The 17,921-nt window shown below is 64.7% G+C and carries 17 protein-coding genes; 2 read left to right on the top strand and 15 right to left on the bottom strand.

What is annotated here, in order from left to right; all coding sequences use genetic code 11:
- Position 1 precedes the first annotated feature (1 nt).
- The 3 genes from panB to B7X30_RS00900 all read right to left on the bottom strand — a co-directional run bounded on the left by panB (position 2) and on the right by B7X30_RS00900 (position 2,035).
- Entirely contained in the window at positions 2-862 is an 861-nt protein-coding gene (gene panB / locus B7X30_RS00910; RefSeq protein ID WP_286728597.1) for a 3-methyl-2-oxobutanoate hydroxymethyltransferase, read from the bottom strand.
- A gap of 86 nt (positions 863-948) precedes the next feature.
- Positions 949-1,797, bottom strand: coding sequence for a segregation and condensation protein A (locus tag B7X30_RS00905; RefSeq protein ID WP_286728596.1), 849 nt, complete (start codon positions 1,795-1,797; stop codon positions 949-951).
- Positions 1,798-1,837: 40 nt separating this feature from the next.
- Entirely contained in the window at positions 1,838-2,035 is a 198-nt protein-coding gene (locus B7X30_RS00900) for a DUF3460 family protein (protein WP_013105261.1), read from the bottom strand.
- A 239-nt stretch (positions 2,036-2,274) separates the two neighbouring features.
- Between B7X30_RS00900 and B7X30_RS00895 the strand changes: the two genes are divergently transcribed.
- Entirely contained in the window at positions 2,275-3,474 is a 1,200-nt protein-coding gene (locus tag B7X30_RS00895) for an ammonium transporter (protein WP_286728593.1), read from the top strand.
- Positions 3,475-3,501: 27 nt separating this feature from the next.
- Here B7X30_RS00895 and B7X30_RS00890 read toward each other — a convergent pair whose 3' ends face one another.
- The 3 genes from B7X30_RS00890 to B7X30_RS00880 form a co-directional block, all read right to left on the bottom strand.
- Positions 3,502-4,914 (bottom strand): alkaline phosphatase D family protein, encoded by a 1,413-nt coding sequence (locus B7X30_RS00890; RefSeq protein WP_286728592.1) that lies wholly within the window; start codon positions 4,912-4,914, stop codon positions 3,502-3,504.
- A complete protein-coding gene (locus B7X30_RS00885; RefSeq protein WP_286728591.1) occupies positions 4,914-7,184 on the bottom strand; it encodes a TonB-dependent receptor in 2,271 nt (756 codons plus the stop codon). The genes B7X30_RS00890 and B7X30_RS00885 overlap by 1 nt, the downstream gene beginning before the upstream one ends.
- A 180-nt stretch (positions 7,185-7,364) precedes the next feature.
- Positions 7,365-10,067 (bottom strand): bifunctional YncE family protein/alkaline phosphatase family protein, encoded by a 2,703-nt coding sequence (locus B7X30_RS00880; RefSeq protein WP_286728590.1) that lies wholly within the window; start codon positions 10,065-10,067, stop codon positions 7,365-7,367.
- A gap of 196 nt (positions 10,068-10,263) precedes the next feature.
- On the opposite strand from B7X30_RS00880, the gene B7X30_RS00875 reads away from it, so the two are divergent.
- Positions 10,264-10,749, top strand: coding sequence for a hypothetical protein (locus B7X30_RS00875; protein WP_286728589.1), 486 nt, complete (start codon positions 10,264-10,266; stop codon positions 10,747-10,749).
- A gap of 34 nt (positions 10,750-10,783) precedes the next feature.
- On the opposite strand, the gene B7X30_RS00870 is transcribed toward B7X30_RS00875, so the two are convergent.
- From B7X30_RS00870 to B7X30_RS00830, 9 genes are all read right to left on the bottom strand, one after another.
- On the bottom strand, positions 10,784-11,269 hold the full coding sequence (locus tag B7X30_RS00870; protein ID WP_286728588.1) for a hypothetical protein: 486 nt from the start codon (positions 11,267-11,269) through the stop codon (positions 10,784-10,786).
- A gap of 134 nt (positions 11,270-11,403) precedes the next feature.
- Positions 11,404-11,565, bottom strand: coding sequence for a hypothetical protein (locus B7X30_RS00865; RefSeq protein ID WP_286728587.1), 162 nt, complete (start codon positions 11,563-11,565; stop codon positions 11,404-11,406).
- Positions 11,562-12,305, bottom strand: a complete 744-nt coding sequence (locus B7X30_RS00860; protein WP_286728586.1) for a COG4280 domain-containing protein — start codon at positions 12,303-12,305, stop codon at positions 11,562-11,564. Before B7X30_RS00860 ends, B7X30_RS00865 begins: the two co-directional genes overlap by 4 nt.
- On the bottom strand, positions 12,305-13,405 hold the full coding sequence (locus B7X30_RS00855; RefSeq protein WP_286728585.1) for an ABC transporter ATP-binding protein: 1,101 nt from the start codon (positions 13,403-13,405) through the stop codon (positions 12,305-12,307). The genes B7X30_RS00860 and B7X30_RS00855 overlap by 1 nt, the downstream gene beginning before the upstream one ends.
- Positions 13,406-13,408: 3 nt before the next feature.
- Positions 13,409-15,109: an ABC transporter permease gene (locus B7X30_RS00850; protein ID WP_286728584.1), complete on the bottom strand. Its 1,701-nt coding sequence runs from the start codon at positions 15,107-15,109 to the stop codon at positions 13,409-13,411.
- A 40-nt stretch (positions 15,110-15,149) separates the two neighbouring features.
- The gene (locus tag B7X30_RS00845; protein ID WP_286728583.1) at positions 15,150-16,181 is read right to left on the bottom strand and encodes an ABC transporter substrate-binding protein; all 1,032 of its coding nucleotides are present in this window, start codon (positions 16,179-16,181) and stop codon (positions 15,150-15,152) included.
- A complete protein-coding gene (locus B7X30_RS00840) occupies positions 16,181-16,957 on the bottom strand; it encodes an energy transducer TonB (RefSeq protein WP_286728582.1) in 777 nt (258 codons plus the stop codon). The genes B7X30_RS00845 and B7X30_RS00840 overlap by 1 nt, the downstream gene beginning before the upstream one ends.
- Positions 16,954-17,361: an ExbD/TolR family protein gene (locus B7X30_RS00835; protein WP_286728581.1), complete on the bottom strand. Its 408-nt coding sequence runs from the start codon at positions 17,359-17,361 to the stop codon at positions 16,954-16,956. The genes B7X30_RS00840 and B7X30_RS00835 overlap by 4 nt, the downstream gene beginning before the upstream one ends.
- A 92-nt stretch (positions 17,362-17,453) precedes the next feature.
- Positions 17,454-17,921: MotA/TolQ/ExbB proton channel family protein (locus B7X30_RS00830; RefSeq protein ID WP_286728580.1), on the bottom strand; the 468-nt coding region annotated here is incomplete at its 5' end.

Below are 17,921 nucleotides of genomic sequence, written 5' to 3'. Positions count from 1 at the left end.
ATCAGGCGGCATAGCCGTGCAGGGCTTCGTCGGGGAAGGTGCCTTGTTTGACGGCGTCGACATAGCCGCGCACGGCGTCGAGAAGGCTGGGCGCGCCCTGCATGAAGTTGCGCACAAAGCGCGGTTTGGGGCCGCGGGTGATGTCGAGCATGTCGTGCAGCACCAGCACTTGGCCATGGGTGCGCGCGCCCGCGCCGATGCCGATGGTGATGCCGGGATAGGCCGCGCTGATCTGCGCAGCCACATCGGAGGGCACGAGTTCGAGCACCAGCATGGCCGCGCCCGCAGCGCCAACTTCGGCCGCATGACGGCGCAGGGTGTCGGCCGATTGCGCGTCGCGGCCCTGAATGCGGTAGCCGCCGAGCGCGTGCACACTCTGCGGCGTGAGGCCGAGGTGCGCGCACACCGGAATGCCGCGCTCCACGAGGGCGGCGATGACGGGCGCGGTCCAGCCGCCGCCTTCGAGCTTGACCATCTGAGCGCCGGCCTGCATCAGCGCCACGCTGCTGGCCACGGCCTGCTCGACTCCGCCCTGGTAGCTGCCGAAGGGCAGATCGGCAATGAGCCAGGCGCTGCGATTGCCGCGCGCCACGCACTGCGTGTGATAGACCATTTGTTCGAGCGTGACGGGCAGGGTGGAGCCGTGACCCTGCATCACCATGCCCAGCGAGTCGCCCACCAGCAGGCAATCCACCCCGGCAGCGTCGAGCAGGCTGGCGCTGGCCGCGTCGTAAGCGGTGAGCATGGCGATTTTTTCACCGGCCTCGCGCATGGCGCGCAGGCGGTGCAGGGTGAGCGGTTTGCGCGGGGCGCTGTCACTGCGGGATGGAGCGCCGTAGGGCGCGGGAGAGTCTGCTGACATGGCTTGAGCTCAGGTGGAAACCGGCGCATTATGCCCGCGCTACGCTTGTTTTTGCGAACGAGCGTTCGATTCCCAGCCTGGCGACATCAACTCGGGGTGTAAGCCAGCCGCACATACAGCGGGGCGAAGGCTTCGGCCTGGGTGATTTCCACCAGCGCTTCCCGGGTGAGTTCGAGTAGCGCCACCAGCGTGACTACGGCGACGGGCACGCCCTGTGCGGGGTCGAACAGTTCGTGAAATTCGAGGAAGCGCTTGCCTTGCAACTGGCGCAGCACGCGGCTCATGTAATCGCGCACCGAAAGTTGCTCGCGGGTGATCTTGTGGTGAGTATGCAACTTGGCGCGCTTGAGAATGTCGCTCCACGCCTGTTGTAGTTCGTCGGCCGTCACCTCGGGCAGGCGCGGTGCGGCGTCGCGGTCGAACAGCACTTGCGCACGCCAGAAGTCGCGTCCGAGCACGGGCAGGGCGTCGAGCTGCTGCGCAGCGAGCTTGAAGCGTTCGTATTCCAAGAGCCGGCGCACGAGTTCGGCGCGGGGATCTTCGGGCTCGGCGCCGGGCTCGGTGGGCGGCCGCGGCAGCAACATGCGCGACTTGATCTCGATGAGCATGGCCGCCATCAGCAAATACTCGGCGGCCAGCTCCAGATTGTGTCGGCGGATTTGCTCGACATAGCTTAGATACTGCGCCGTGACCTGCGCCAGCGGAATGTCGAGGATGTTGAAGTTCTGCTTGCGGATGAGGTAGAGCAGCAGATCCATCGGCCCTTCGAAGGCTTCGAGAAAGACTTCGAGCGCATCGGGCGGGATGTAGAGGTCTTGCGGCAGCTCGAACAGCGGCTCGCCGTACAGCCGCGCGACCGCCATGCCGTCGACCGTGGCCGGGGTGCTGTCCACCGCCGGAGACATCAGCGCGGCGTCGCCGGGCGCGGCGGTCATGGAATGGCCTGCAGCGAAGCTCGCCACGCTCGGGGCGACTTCAGTGACTGCCGTAAACGTAGGCTTTCTGCGGCACGCGGGCCGCCTGGAATTCCCGGGTCAGCTCGGGGTTTTGCGGTTTGTCCCAAAGCCGGGCACGCCCTTCTTTTTGCTTGGCCTCAAGCTGCGGATCGCTGTGCTTCAGATCCTGGATGAAATGCGTCACTTCAGAAACGTAAGGTTTGACTTTGAAAGGCATGGACGTTCTCGAATGGAAACCGCAGGAGGAACAACGAGCCCGTCATTCTAAGCAAGCGGCTGCTCTGATCGACGCGCCCGAATACGGTGCGCGACGCCTTGATATGGTGCGAACCAAGCCCTGTCATGCACCGAAAATGCGCAGTTTGTGAGCGGTTGTGAACCCAACAGGGGCACCGTGCGCCATTTATGGGCACGAAGTTTGCTTTTTCTATCTCATTCTTATCAGGAACCCCAACCATGCAAGACGCCTCCAGTGGAAATGTGTTGTTCATCCTTCTCGGCGCCATTCTGGTGCTCGCCATGCACGCCGGGTTCGCCTTTCTTGAGCTGGGCACGGTGCGCAAGAAAAACCAGGTCAACGCGCTCTCCAAAATCATCACCGACTTTTCCGTCTCGGCGATTGCCTACTTTCTGATCGGCTACGGCATCGCCTACGGTCATCATTTTCTCGTGGGCGATGACGTGCTCACCCGCGACCATGGCTATGAGCTGACCCGGTTCTTCTTTTTGCTGACCTTCGCCGCGGCCATTCCGGCCATCATTTCCGGCGGCATTGCCGAGCGCGCCAAGTTCTGGCCCCAACTCATCGCCACCTTCACCATCGTCGCCTTCATCTACCCGTTTTTCGAGGGCATTGTGTGGCACGGCAACTTGGGCATTCAGGCATGGTTGCAGTCCACTTTCGGCGCGCCCTTTCACGACTTCGCCGGCTCGGTAGTGGTGCATGCGATGGGCGGCTGGATCGCGCTGCCCGCCGTGCTCTTGCTCGGGCCGCGTCGCGGCCGCTATCACGCCAACGGGCAGATATCGGCGCATCCGCCGTCGTCCATCCCATTCCTGGCGCTGGGTTCGTGGATACTGATCGTGGGCTGGTTCGGCTTCAACGTGATGAGCGCGCAAAAGCTCGACCAGATCAGCGGTCTGGTGGCGGTGAACTCGCTCATGGCGATGGTGGGCGGCACCCTGGCGGCGCTGGCCGCGGGCAAAAACGACCCTGGCTTTCTGCACAACGGGCCGCTGGCCGGTTTGGTGGCGGTGTGCGCGGGTTCAAACGTGATGCACCCGCTGGGCGCGCTGGTGGTCGGCGCGGTGGCCGGGGCGCTGTTTGTCTGGATGTTCACCCTGACGCAAAACCGCTGGAAGATCGACGACGTGCTGGGGGTGTGGCCGCTGCACGGCCTGTGCGGCACCTGGGGCGGCATTGCCGCGGGCATTTTCGGCATGAAGGCGCTGGGCGGGCTGGGCGGGGTGTCGCTGGCCTCGCAGATCGTCGGCACGCTGATGGGCATCACAGTGGCCCTGATCGGCGGCTTCGTGGTCTATGGCGTGCTGAAAAAGACCCTCGGCATCCGCCTCGACGCCGAAGAGGAATTCAACGGCGCCGACCTCTCCATCCACCGCATCAGCGCCACCCCGGAGCGCGAGGCGTCGTGGTGAGGCGTCGGTGGGCAGCGAATGTGCGCTCTAGCTCCAGCCCAGGTCGGCCAGCGCCAGGGTGTGCGACCACAGCAGCTTGCCACCGACGTTCTTGGTTTGTAGCTCCAGCCGCCGCTCCTTGCCCTCGCCGCTGAACTTGAGCACGCCGTAGTTGCGCTCAGCGACTAGCGTGCCGGGTACGCGGTTGGGATTGCCGTCGCCTTTGGCCGGCCCGGAATTCAGCGGCGAGCAGGTGAACTCCACCAGCGGATAGTCGCGCTTGCCGCCGTAGGCTGGACGCGGATACCGGATCAGCTCGGTGATGTGCCGGTCTCCCGAGAGAAACAGCAAGCCGGGGATGCGGTATTGCTGCAGCCAGCCGAGAAATGCGGCGCGTTCTTCGGGAAACTGGTTCCAGCCCTCGTAAGCGTCGTCGTCGTTGAAAAACTGGCCGCCAGCGGCGACGATCTTGAAGCGGGCGCGCGAGGACAGCAGGGCGTTGCGCAGCCAGCGCATCTGCGCCGGGCCGAACATCACCTTGCCGCGGTCACCTGGGCTGGTGGCGTCTGCGCTGCGCCACCAACGATCATCGAGCAGAAAAATATCGGCATCGGCGATGCTGGTCTTAGTGAACACTCCGGCGACGTCGCCAACGCCATACGTCGGGTTGGCCCAATAGGTTTTGAACAGATCGAGCGATGCGTTCTTGAACTCGAAACTCGCATCGCTGTCGTTCGGGCCGTAATCATGGTCGTCCCAGATCGCCACTTGCGGGGTGGAGCGTAAAAACGCATCCAGCGGAGCGAAGCCGCGCTGTTGGCGGTAGCGCAGCGCCATGCCTTGCGGGCTCTGACAATCCACCTCGCGGTAATAGAGGTTGTCGCCCAGCCACATCATCAGATCGGCGCCTTCCTGCGTCATCGGCTCATAAATTTCGTAGCCGCCGCCATAGGGCTGGCCCGGCCGGTCGAACAGCGGGTCGTTCAGATACGCGCATGAACCCGTCAGGAGGGTGACATCGGGCGGCGGTGAACGAAACTGCCAGATGGGCTGCGTGCGCACGACGAGGGTGCGATTCGCAGCCGGTTTGCCATTGACCCAGGCCACAGCACGGTAGCGCGTGCCGGGAGAGAGATCGTCCATGACCAGATGAGCGCAGAACTGCCCTGCCGCATCGGTGCGAACCGACGCGGAGCGCTTTTTCTCGCCGGGCTGATTCTCTGGGGCATACTCCAACGCCACTTCGGCTGCGCCGGGCGTCTGCACCCAGATGAGGGCAGAGCGTGCAGCCACATAGCCCTGCATCGGCCCGGAGTAGAGCACGCCGGGGGCGGCTGGTTCAGCCCAGGCTGCAGGAAAGGGCCATTGCCCAGTGGCCAGCAGCGCGGAAGTCACCAGACCGCCCCGCAGGAACGCGCGGCGGGTCGGAGGGATCAACGCGGTTTTCGGCGCCGCGCCCATCAGAACTGCGCCTCCAGGCTGAGGTAGTAGCTGCGTGGCAGGTTGTATTTGATGAGCGGGTCTTTGGCGCTGCCCGGAAAGCCGGTGCTGTATTTAGTGATGTAGCGCTTGTCGAACAGATTGTTCACATTGAAGCCCACGCTGACTTTTTGCAGACCCAAGCCGCGCACCGTGTCGCCGCCCTTCCAGGTGTAGCGCAGCGAGGCATCGGCGATGGTGTGCGCCGGAATGGGGGACTTGAAGTCCGTCCAGTAGGCCTCGCTGGTGTGGCGCACGCCCAGTTTGGCTCGCCACGGGCCGACGGTGTAGATGCCGCCCAGCGCCATTGTGGAGTGTGGCGAATACGGCATGGGCACCTTGGCCGAGGTGAACTGCGCGTTGAGCAGCCCCAGGTTGGCGTAGGCCGACCAGTTTTTGTCGATCTGGAAATTGTTCTGCCAGGCGATGCCCTCATTCACAGCCTTGCCCACGTTGGCCAGAATGGAGATGGACTGGGTGGCGCCGGGCGGCGTGTAGCTGAAACTCTGGATGTAGTCGTCGAAGTTGACGCGGAATACATCCACGCCGCCGCTCCACATGCCGAAGTCGTAGATCACGCCAGCGTCGTAGGTCGTGGCCTTCTGCGGGGCGAGATCAGGGTTGTAGGTGCCGGTGTAGTACTGGTTGTATTGCGGCGGATTGCTGTTTCGGGTGTAGTTGGCGTAGACGTTGATGCCCTGCGCCAGCTTGTAGTTCACGCCGAGAGAGGGCATGGTGGTCGAGAAGCTGGAGCTGTACTGCCCCGCAGTACCCTTGGATTTGGCGACTGCCGCATAGTCGATGAAGTCGCGCTCGGTCTTGAGGTATTTCAGTCCGGCCTGCAGGGTCAGGCGGTCGGTGGGCTTGAAGGTAAAGTTGAAATAGGGCTCGTAGAGCTTGGTCGAGACCGGTTCTTTGTACACCGAACCCAGATACTGGCCCGTGGTGCTGCTGATGAACTGCTGGTCGTGCGTGGTGTCGTTCTTGTTGAACCAGATGCCAGCTTCCAGCCCCAGGTTGTCGGTAATGGGCGTGGTCAGCTTGAAAATATTGCCCCAGCGCCGGGTGTCGTTGATGCCATGCGACATGAACAGGCCGCCCACTGGCGCCTTGACCGAGCCATACACCCCATTGGGCTGCAGCAGGCTGTAGGTGCTGTTGGTGTAAGCGCCGCCGCCGTAGCCGTTGCCCCGGTAGTAATAAAGCTGGTTGGAGACGGTGACCTTGCCGAAGGTGGCTTCGTATTTGGCATAGGTCAGCCAGTTTTGATATTGGTTGTAGTTGTAGGTGGGCGAGAGACCGTTTTGTTTGCCATTGACGACCGGGTCGCCGCGGTAGACGTTGCAGGTGTCGCCATATTTGGCGTAGTCGGCCTTGGTGCAACCGCCGTAGTAATTGAACTTCTGGTTGTTCTGGGTGTAGAACAAGGTCAGCGCGCCGGTGCCGAGTTGGGTCACGCTCTTGAACAGGTATTGCTTCTGGTCGCTGGGCGTGTTGTCGAAATAGCCGTCGCTGTGGGTTTTGTTCGCGTAGAACCACAGCGAAGTCGGGGCGCCGCTATTGGCGCCGAGCAGCCCGGAGTTGACCAGGGTGCCGAAGTTGTATTTGCCGAAGGAGCCGTATCCGCCGAGCAGGGAAACGGAAGGTTTGGCGCTCGGGTTCAGCGAATAGGTCTCGACCGAGCCGCCAAATGCGGCCAGGCCCGGAATGGCGGCTGAAGCGGCTCCCGGAAAATAACGCGTCCCCGCGATCAGGCGCGTGGGGATGAACTCGTTGGTGTAGAAGGCGTAGCTGTCGTTGTCGTTCAGCGGTATGCCGTCGAGTGTCCAGTTGATGAGATTCTGTCCGAAGCCGTTGATGTACACCGTGTCGCCGTTCATGCTGTCGCCATCGCTAGTGACGACCACATTGGGCATGTTTTCCAGACCGCGGGTGAACGAGTCGGTAGGGTCGAGCGACTGAAACTGGCCGGCAGTGATTTCGGTTTGGGCCTGTGTGGCCTCAGGGTTGAACTGCTGGATGGTGTTGAGCTGGCTTTCGGGGATGGAGGTTACCGTGCCCGATGGCGCTTTGAGGAAAAAGCTGTCCCCCGGCTTTGTGGCGCTGGTCTGTCCTTGCGCCTGCACTTCGCCCAGACTGGTTTGCGCGTGGGCTTGCGCTGCCGCGCCAAAAGCCAGCGCGAGGGCGACGGTGAGCTTGAGGTTTGATCGCTTGAGTGGGTTTTGTGATGGGCAATGCACAGCGGGTTTCATGGTGGTTGCAGGAGGGGGAAAGAACTCGTTATTTTTGAGACACGATGTGAAAATCTGTTGAATTCATGTGTCAGAACGATGACGTTGTTTTTCTGCAGACGCGGGATTTCTTGCCATGAAAAAGGCCCCTTTCGGGGCCTGGTGAGATGGGTTTGAATGCCGTTTTGGGGTGAATCGATTTCAGTCGTCGTCTTGACCGGCAATCAGGCTGGAGGCAGGTCGCCGCTGTGCTTTGGCCAGGGCTTGCACATGCGCAAGCATGGCGGCGTAGGCCGCTGGGCCTCGGCTGGCCAGCCATTCCTGCCGCATCTGCTCGGGGCCGGAAACCTTGAGCAGTGCGGTCGGGGTATAGCGGTGAGCGGGGGGCGGTGCGCTCTGGGCCACCTGGCCGACACCCGGCACCACGACTTCAGGCAGTGCGCGAAAAGGGGCGTCGACTGGGCAGACGCCAGGGTTGCGCTGCATCGGCACTAGAGACGGCAGCACGGGGTAGGGCGCGGCATCGGGTGTGCTGCGCCAGATGCCGGAAAGCACATGGGCGTTGGCATCCCATTGCGACATCGGCGGAATGTCGGCCACGGTTTCGATGGTGCGCAGCAGATCGACCTGCGAGAGATGCTGCGTGACCCGCACGCCAGGCTTGACCCACGGCCCGGCGGCGACGGCGAAGGTGCGGTGGGCGTCGATGTGATCGGCGCCCGACTGCGCGTCGTCCTCGGTCAGCAGCACCAGGGTGTGTTTCCAGCCCGGCAGTTTGGACAGGCTTTGGATGATCTGCGCGGTGGCTTCATCGTTGTTCGCCACATAGCTGTCGGGGCTGGGCAGGCAGGGGTGACGGCCGGCGGTGTGGTCGTCGGGCAGCCAGATATAAAGCACGCGCGGCAGGGGGTGATGGCGCAGCCAGTTGTCCACGACTTTGGCGCGGTCGGTGTCGAGGATGAGGCGATCCCAGGCCGGGTAGTCCATGGCCAGATGGGAGCGCAGTGCAGGCGAGATGTCGCCGATTTTATTGCGCGAGGCAAACTCCCCAAAGTCTTCGAAACTCACCTTGTGCGCGAGCAGATCGTTGAACAGGAACAGCCGGGCCGGGTAGGTGATCCAGGGGTTGCTCCAATGCCCGAGCGCGGAGAGATTTTTGTAGATCGCATAAGGGTTGCGCGCATCGCTGGCGCCGGGGGCGAGCGACTGCGTCCAACCCGAATTGGCGATGTAACCGCGGTCGGAGTAGTACAACGGCCATGTGCGCTGAAGGAAGTCGGAGTCTGATCCGGCGGTCGTCCATTGATGGCCTTGCGAGGTCACTTCGCCATCGGCGTAGAAATTGACGAACAGCGCGCCCAGGTCGGCCATGCGATAGAGGTTGGGCAGTTCGCGCGGGCCGTAGAGGTTGAGCGCGGGGTCGGCCCAATGACCCGCCGCAGCGTATTTGCCGAAGTCTTCATCAAAGGTCTTGTTCTCGCGCAGGATGAACACGACATGCTGGATGTGGCCGTGCAACCAGGCTGCGGCTTTGGCGTTTTCGGACGCCAGTTGCCGACGCTGCTCAGCGCTGAAACCGTTGTTCGACAAGGCAGCTTGCGTCCAGATCGGGCCATGTGTGGGCAGTTCGCGCAGGTCGATGCGTTGCAGCACGCCCTGCATGAAATTGCCCACCCATTGATGATGGATATTCGGCCCGCCACCCATGCCCTTGGCGCTGGCAACGTACAGGGCGTTGCCCTGTACCGCCAACGCCGTGGGATACCAAGCCGTCGGAATGAGGGCGATGCGTTTGCCACTGGCGAGGTCGTACACCGCGACATCGTTGTTGCCCGCGTTGGCCACGAACAACTTGCCTTGCGACACCGCCAGCGCGCCCGGGTAAGAGCCGGGCGGCGCGCCGGGGTAGGGGCTGTCGTCAATCACCCGCACGACTTTGAGGGTCTGTGTGTTCACCGCGACGAGGCGGTCGAGGTTGGCGTCGGCCACCCAGACGTTCGGTGAGTCGGGTTGCGCCGCCAGCGCGGTGGGATGGGCGCCGGCCGCGCCGCTGCGCGGGCCGAGCACCGGGCCTGTGGGCACTGCGCCCAGCACCTTCCAGGCCGCGCGGTCGATGATGGTGACGCCATCGCCGCCCCAGTTGCTCACCACCAGCCGTTTGCCGCCATCGGCCAGAGTGACGGCGAAGGGGTAGCTGCCCACATTGAGATAGTGGGTCAGCCCAGTCTGCAGATCGATGCGCGCCAGACTGTTGGCCAGCATCCCGGTTACATAGGCGTGCCGCCCGTGCGGGCCGATGACCACGCTGTCGGGGTAGAAGTGACGGGTCTGCTGCCAGTCGCCGGCATATCGATAGGGGTATTGATCCCGCGGGAAGGGCTGCCACTGCAAGCGATAACGGCGAAGCAGATGCAGCGGGCCGTTGCCAGACGAGCCGAGGGCCAGAAGGTCGTCGCTATTGCCGCCCGTGGCGTAGAGCGTGCCGTCAGGCCCCGCGGCCAGCCCCTGAAACAGGCTTTGGCCCTTGATGATTTGCTCGCCGTCATCGGCTTTGCCGCCATTCTGATCGCCCTGTGCGACCGTCGCTCCGGGTGCTGCATGCTTTTTGTCCTTGGCAAAAAGGGCGCCCACACGGCCTTCGGGCTCCAGGGTCTCGGCAGCGAAACGCAGCACGTTCTGTTGTTTGCTCGCCCCTCCCGTGAGCACGGCCACATGACCGTCGCTGAGGGCGATCTGGGTGGGGAAGTTCGGGGTTTCAACGATTTGTCCTGCCGGGGTGAGCAGGCGGCCGCTGGGCAGGAGCGCACTTGGCGCTTGAGCCGCGAGGACGCTCTGGGACAGGCTCAGGGCGCCGAACACAAGGAGGGATGGGTAAGGGGGGTAAGGGCGATAAGGGCGAGTCATCGTGGAGACCTCTGGTCATTGAATTTGGCGTTGAACAAGTCGCTGTTGAACATAGGCAGGAACAGCGTCACGGGCGTGTCAAGATCAAAAAAAGAGGTGACCATTTGTGTCAGACAAGAGGCATCGCCTGCGCGAAATTGCGGTGTTGGAAAAACGGTATAAACTGTTTATTCGATTTTCATTGAAGGAGGCTGCCATGCCTGTTGCCAAATCCAACCCGTCCGCCAAAGTCACTAAATCCGCCGTCGTGCCCGCACGAGCGCCCGCTTCCGCACCACGCAAAACCGCCAAGCCCGCCACGCCGCAAAAGACCGCAGCGAAGCGGGCGACCCCTCATGCGGTAGCCAAGGGCGCTGCCAAGGGGGCGACTAAACCCACCGTCAAGGCGCCCGCACGCAAGGCGGCAGTCGCCAAGGCAGCGAAATCAACGTCCGCACCTGCCGCCTTGAGCAAGCCGCCCAAGATCAAACTGGTGCGCGACAGTTTCACCATTCCTCGCGCTGAATACGAGATGCTCGATGCGATCAAGGATCGTCTGGTCAAGCTGACGCGTCCTGCGAAAAAAAGCGAAGTTCTGCGCGCCGGCATTGCCTTGCTGGCCGCGCTCAACGATGCCGCCTTGCTGGCCGCGTTGGAGGCCGTGCCCGCCATCAAGACCGGCAGGCCGAAAAAGGCGAAGTGAGCGTTGCATGACGAGGTGGCGCGGATCTGGCTTCTCAGCCCGCGGTGCGTTTGTATTTCAAGAACCGCAGCCACTGCCGCACAAATAAAGGCTGGACGGCAGCAAACAGCACCAGCGGTACGGCTCTCAGCAGGTCTGCTTGCAGGCCGTAGAAAAGCCCCAGGCCCAGACTCGCCCCGCCCAGGAGCACCCACATGAAGACGCGCAATTTGAGGCCGCCGACCGACAGGCACACAGCGAGGCAGGTTTCAAAGTCGCGTTGCGTCATGCGTTCAGCAATGCCCGGACAGTTTTTCAGCAGACGATCGAGGCGCCATTCCAGAACGGCCCAGACGATGATCGCCAAAGCCAGCAGAACCAGCGCGAAAACCTTGCCCACGCGCTGCGGCAATGGGGTGTGAAACGCGCTCGGAACTAAGAAGAGCAGCAAGCCCAGCAGCATGAGCAGCAGCAAGACGCGAAAACCTGATCGCAATGCGCGCCGCAACTCGGTTTCCTGTGCGGCGTCGTGCAGCAGCACCCCCGGTCCGCGCCACGCCCGTGAGTAATACACCCGTCGACCGTCGGGCAGGGAGCGGAACAGGCATTCAAAACGGCTGGGCAAAAGCATGGCGGCTTCATTTCGACGGGCAGCGTGACCCGGCGCAGACGCGCTCAGACTGCCTGCCAGAACGCCGCAGCGATCAGTGCGGCTACCAGCACCCAGCCGCTGACTGCAGGCTGCCATTGCGCGGCGCCCCAGGCCAGCGCCACGGCCACGGCCACCGAGGCCACATTGCGGGCGTCGCCGAAGATGAGTTGCAAGACTTTTTTCATGCGCGGGCTCCTTGGGGGGTGAGTTGCGGTACGCGCAGCTTGAATGCAGACAGGCGGCCCGCGACGACATAAACGGCGAACAGCAAGAGCAGCGTGGCATCGCCCAGTGGCCACACTTTGGCTTCGTCGAGCAGGCCGCCAAGGCTCCAGAAAGTGCCGAAGGCGAGCAGGGCGCAGGCCACGGTGAACTTGAGGGTGTTCTCGGGCACTTTGGTCAGCGGTGCGCGCAGCACCAGGCCCACCACGATGACGGCGAGCAAGGCGGCCACCGCGCTGCCCGCCGCCTGCCCGTAGCTGATGGAGCGGCCCAGCGCCACCACCAGCAGCCACACCTCCAGTCCTTCGAGCAGCACGCCCTTGAAGGCCACGGCCCAGGCGACGCGGGCTTCGGCGTGGTCGATTTTGTGGCGGGTTTCGGCAAATTCCTTGGCTTCGTCGTGCAGCTTGGTGCGCCCGGCGTAGCGGCGGATGGCCTTGACGTACCAGCGCAGACCGAACAGCAGCAGAAACAGGCCGATGGCGGCGCGGATGAGGTCGATGTCGGCCTGCACCACATTCAGCGCCGTGCCGGTGACGACGATGAGCGCGGCCACCACCGCCAATGCGGCGGCGGCTGCTCCGGCGGCGCGGGCCCAGCCGATGGTCAGCGCCACGGCGAGCACGATGGTGAAGGCTTCCACCCACTCGACGGCGGAGGCCAGGAAAATGGCGGTCATACCGCCCCATTGGGTTGCGTTCATCAGGTGAGTTCCTCTATCGTTGTTTTGCGTGTGGGGGTCATGGTGGGGTAGAACAGGGTTTGTTCGGCGGCGATGCGCAAGGAGACGGTACTGCCCGCAGCAGGCGCAAGGTCATCGGGCACAGGCAGGCGCAGAGTCACGCCGTGCAGGTCGATGCGCAATTCGGTGTGCTCGCCCACGGTGAGGTGACTGAGCACCCGGGCTTGCACCGGCCACAGCAGAGCGTCCTGGTTGACGCGGGCATGGGGGAGGTGCAGCGCCGTGGTGCGCAAATACAGGCAGAGCGGCCCATCGGCCAGCGTCTTGCATTGCGGCGGGGCACACACCTCACCCCAAGGCGCATGCAGGCGCCCAGCACGCAGCTGCGCTGGCCACGGCCCATGCGCCCCGGTGAAGCGGGCGACGAACTCGGTTGACGGCTGGCGCAACAGGGCGCGCGGGCTGCTGAGCTGCAGCAGGCGGCCTTGCGCCATCACCCCGACGCGGTCGGCCAGGGCCAAGGCCTCGCGGTGGTCGTGGGTGATGTAGAGCGCGCTGATGCCGTGCTCGCGCACCACGCTGCCGATGAGATCGCGCAGTTCTTCGCGCAGCCCGGCGTCGAGGTTGGACAGTGGCTCGTCGCACAACAGCAGCCGAGGCCGCACCGCGAGTGCGCGGGCCAGCGCCACGCGCTGCTGCTGCCCGCCGGAGAGGGCGTGCGGATATCGCTCGGCCAGATCGGCCAGGCCCACATCGGCCAGAATGGCGCGGGCTTGCTCGCGCGACTTGTCGCGGCCCAGGCGGTGCAGCGGCAGGGCGACGTTGTCGAGCGCGCTCAAGTGCGGCCACAGCGCATAGTCCTGGAACACCATGCCGAGCTGGCGCTGCTCTGGCGGCAGAAAGGGGCCGCCTGCGGCGTCGATCACGGTGGCGCCCAGGCGCATGCTGCCGCCATCGAGCCGCTCAAGTCCGGCCACCAGGCGCAGCAGCGTGGTTTTACCCGAGCCGGAGGGGCCGAGAAGGCAGAGGATTTCCCCCTCCTGCAGTTGCAGGCTGAGGTCGTGCAGCGCGGTGGTGCCGCCGAAGCGCTTGCGCGCCGAATCGATGTGGAGCAGGGTCATGGTTCAGTGGGCACCGAGTTGGCGCCAAGCCACGGGGGTGAAGCGCTGATAGACCCAGCGCGCCAGCAGCGCGAAGGCCAGCAGTACGGCCATGCCGAGCACCTGCAGCCGCGCCTGCTGATGCAATTGGAAACCTCCGGCGTATTGCAGCAGCGCCACGGCCAGCGGCGGATGCCCGGCGGGGTAGAGCAACTCAGAAGCCGGCAGCTCGAAGGCAATCGATAGCACCGCCAGCAGCCAGCCATAGAACAAGGCGCCGGACAGCAGCGGTAAATGAATATGGCGCAGGGTTTGCCAGCGCGACAGTCCATGCACCCGCGCCGCGTCGGCCAGTGAGCGATGCAACTGCGCCACCGGCCCCATGAGGACACGACTGGTGGCGGGCACGGCCAGCGCCACATAGGCCATGCCCAGCAGCAGACTGCCGCCATACAGCGGCGCGTAAGGCTGGTTGTAGGCCTGCAGATAGGCGGCGGCCAGCACAATGAGCGGCAACGCCATCATTGCCAGCAAGGCCACGTCGAGCAGGCGGCCCACGCGACCGGGGCGGGCGATCAGCCAGGCAATCGGCAGGGCGATGCCCACCGTCAGGCTGGCGGCCACCAGCGCCAGTTGCAGCGAATAGCCGATGGCGGCAAGCAGCGGCGGCAGTGACGCGGCAATCTGCATCCAGCCCGCCTTGGGCCAGGCCACGCCCAGTGCGGCGAAGCTGGGCAGCGCCAGGGCGAACAGGCCCAGCGCGATCAGCAAAACGCCGTGCAGCAACTGATGGCTGGCCCGCAGCCGCACCCGCGCGGCGGGGCGGTGCTTGGCGCCCAGGGTCTGGTGCTGGCTGGCGCGTTGCCCCACGCGGTGCTGCAGGATGAGCGCGGGAATCACCAGCCCGAGCAGCAGCCAGGACGTGGCCGCGGCCAGCGGGAAATTGAGCGGCATGCCGTTGACCGCCTGATAGATGGCATACGTGCCCATGGTGAAACCGCTGCTCGCGCCCAGCGTGGCCACCACCGCGAAGTTGCGCAGCGATTCGGCGTAAGCGATGGCAAACCCGGCTGCCAGCGCGGGCAGCAGGGCGTTGAGCCCGAGCCGCAGCCGCCACAGCCTGGACAGGCCATGCACGCGCGCCGCCTCCTGCTGTGCCGCGCTGGTGTGGCGCAGGCTGCCTTGCGCCACCAGAAACACATAGGGCACGACCTTGAGCGCCAGAGTGATGACGATGCCCACCGGCCCGAGCAGCCATTGCGCCGCATGCAGCGCCGCGGGCCATGCGGCCAGCGGGCCGATGGGCGCGGCCAGCAGCATCCAGCCCGAGGCGAGGAAGAAGTCGGGGAAGATCAGCAGCAGCCACACCCCGGCCTCGATCCAGCCGCGCCCGTGCAGATCGGTACGTTCGCGCAGCCAGGCCAGCCACAGACCGAGCGGCAGCGCCGCAGCGCCCACGGTAAGCGCCACCCACAGCGAGTTGAACAGGGCGTGGAGTTCATAGCCCTGCACGGCGTGAAGCATGGGTTCAAGTGTGGGCCGCAGGTCGCCTTGCAGCAGATGCGGCATCGCCGCCGAGAGCAGAAAGCCCAGCAGCGGATAGGTCCAGAGTGCGATGAATACGGCGGCGGCGAGCAGCAGAACGAGGCGCGATACCCAATGTCGCAGACCAGCCGCCCTGCGGCCAGCCGCTGTTGAGGCGTCGGCGCCGGGCAGCCAGTTCATGGCTTGAAGCAGGGCGATCATGGTGCGTCGCTGTTCAATCTCAGCGGGCGATGTGCGCGGTGAACCAGTCGATCACCTGCGGCTCTTTTGGCCCCCAAACCGCAGGGTCGATCACCAGCGGCTGCACCGTGCCCAGTTGCTTGAGGCTGGGCAGCGGGGCGACGCCCTCGACCAGGGGCAGGTAGTTGGAATCTGCATTGGCATCACCCTGCTGCATCGCGGCCTGTCCCGCTGGCGACAACACCCATTGCACAAAGCGCTGCGCCTGCTGTTCGAGCGGGCCGGAAACCTGTTTGCCGATGGCCAGGTCGGACGGCAGCACCGTGGCCGGAGCTGGCGTGGCAATGCGCAGACCGGGCATTTCGTGCAGGAAGCCGATAGCCGCCGAACTCTGCACCACGGCGGCGTCGATCTGGCCGTATTGCAGCGCGCGCAGGGTCACGCTATTGGTGGGGAAGACCTTGAGGCAATTGGATTTGAGGTGAGCGAAAAACGCCTTTCCAGGCGCATCGCCCAGGTGTTGCAGCAGACCAGCGACCAGCGGATAAGTCGGCCCGGAGATGGCCGGGTTGTCCATGCCCACCTTGCCGCGTAGCGCGGGCTTGGCCAGATCGTCCCAGGTCTTGGGCCAATCGGCCGGTGCGATGGCCTTGGGGTTGTAGAGGATGACGCCGGCATAGGTCACGCCCACTGGCTGCCAGCAGTGGCTGGGCGGCACGAGTTGCTGGCCCAGCGCGGTGTAGCGCACCCCGGGCGTCCAGCCGCACTGCAGCAGGCCCTGCGCGGCAAAGGTCTGCATGGCCTGGTTGCCGTCGAGCCAGAGCACGTCCCACTGCGGGTTGCGGCTTTCGGCCTGCACCCGCGCCAGCAGCGGGCCGGTGCTCAGGTGAATGAGGTTGACCGGAATGCCGGTGGCCTGGGTGAAGGCCTGCGCTACATGCTGGTCATAGCCCATGGCGCCATAGACGGTCAGGGTGGCGGCGTGTGCCGTGCCAAGGGCGGCGGCGCAAAGCGCGGTGCTGCCCAACAGGCGCGCCAGCTTGTTGACGAAAGAACGGGTGGAGACTGACATCAGGAATCGCTCAGGTGAAACCGCACCCAGATGGTGAAGGCCATGTTCTTGCCTTGCAGTTCCTTGGGTGTTGCGGGGTAGGGGGCGTTGCGCACAGCTTCCAGCGCGGCATGGTCGAGCAGGTCGGCGCCGCTGGAGGTGACGACGCGCAGATGGCTGACGGCGCCGTCGCGGAAGTCGAAGCCCACCAGCGTCTTGCCGGTGAGCTGCATCATGCGGGCGGCCTGCGGATAGCGCACCGCGGCCTGGATGGCGCTGCGCAACTCGGCCTCGAAAGTGGCCTTGATCGAGGCCACATCCGGCGCTGGGGGAGCAGGGGGCTGCGGCGGTGCGGGCGGCGTGGGCGCGGCCACCGGCATGGCGGGCCGGGTGTCGGGTGCGGGTGCGGGTGCGGGTGCGGGCGGCGCCTGCACCTTGGGTGTGGGCTCAGGCGCGGGCTGTGGAGCAGGCTGCGGCGGCGGTGGCTGCACCGGCTTGGGTTGCACCTTGTGGACGATAGGCTTGGGCAGTGGCTTGACCACCGGCTTGGGCACGGGTTTGGGCTCCGGCGGTTTCGGCGTGGGCGGGGTCACGGTCTTGGGGGCGGGCTTGGGCGCTTCGAGCACGATCTGCACGGGCGGCGGCGGGGGAGGTGGCGCAGGGTGGCTGCTCCACCAGACGATGGCGGCGATCAGTGCCGCTTCGAGCAACAGCGCCGCCAGCGCAGCCAGCGGCCAGCGTTTGCCGTCCTGGTCTTCGCGCCACGGGGCGGGGGGGTGATGCAGCACGGCGCTCATTGCCCGCCGTCCCCGGCTTGCCGGGCTGCTAGCCCGATTTTTGTGACCCCGGCAACGCGGCAGGCGTCCATGACCGTCATGAGTTGCTGCAGAGAAACGTCTTCTTCCCCGGCGATGGTGACCTGCATCGTATCGGTGTCCGGCTTGCTCTTGAGCAGGGCGGTGAGTTGCTGCGGCGACAGCACCTTGCTGTCGTAGTGAATGGCGCCGGACTTGTCCACCGCCAGGGTGATCTGCGGCTTGGGCATGCTCTGCGCTGTGGAACTGGTGGGCAGGCGCGAGGCGATGCCCGCGTCTGGAATCATGTGCAGCGTGACCATGATGAAGAACACCAGCAGGAAAAACATGATGTCGATCATCGGAATGATCTCGATGCGCGCTTTTTTCGCTTCAAAATATTTCATGGTGGATCAAACAAAAATGCCGCGGCGATTGCGCCGCAGCCCAAGCGTGCGAACTCCAGCGCACGCGACCTGGAGAAGTTGTGCGAACGGCGTCAGGCCATCTTTTGCTGCAGAGTTGCGGCTGGCTGTGCCGCCGGGCGCAGGGCCTGCCCGTTCTGCGCCACGACCACCGGGCGCACGCCGCCCTCGCGGTAATGCGGGTACATGCGGTTGGACAGCATGAGCTTGATGCGCTCGAGCTGATGCATCACCAGGCGCACGCGCTGGTTGAGCGCGTTGAAGGCCACCAACCCGAGCACGGCGATGAACAGCCCCGCAGCCGTGGCCAACAGCGCTTCGCCCACGCCGCCGGTGACCGCTTGCGTTGCCGCCCCCGGGTTGGACAGCGCCGAGAAGGTGTTGAACATGCCGATGATGGTGCCCAGCAGACCGAGCAGCGGCGCCAGGGTGACGATGGTGTCGAGCATCCACAGCCCGCGGTCGATGCGCGGGGCCTGATCCATCACCGCTTCTTCCAGCCGGTCGGTGAAGTGATCAAGCGGGTCGGCCAGGTCGTGCTG

The sequence above is a fragment of the Thiomonas sp. 13-64-67 genome (assembly GCF_002282795.1).
Lineage (GTDB): Bacteria > Pseudomonadota > Gammaproteobacteria > Burkholderiales > Burkholderiaceae_C > Thiomonas > Thiomonas arsenitoxydans.
Note: the sequence above shows the minus strand (reverse complement) of the source record. Positions and strands in the feature narration are given on the sequence as shown.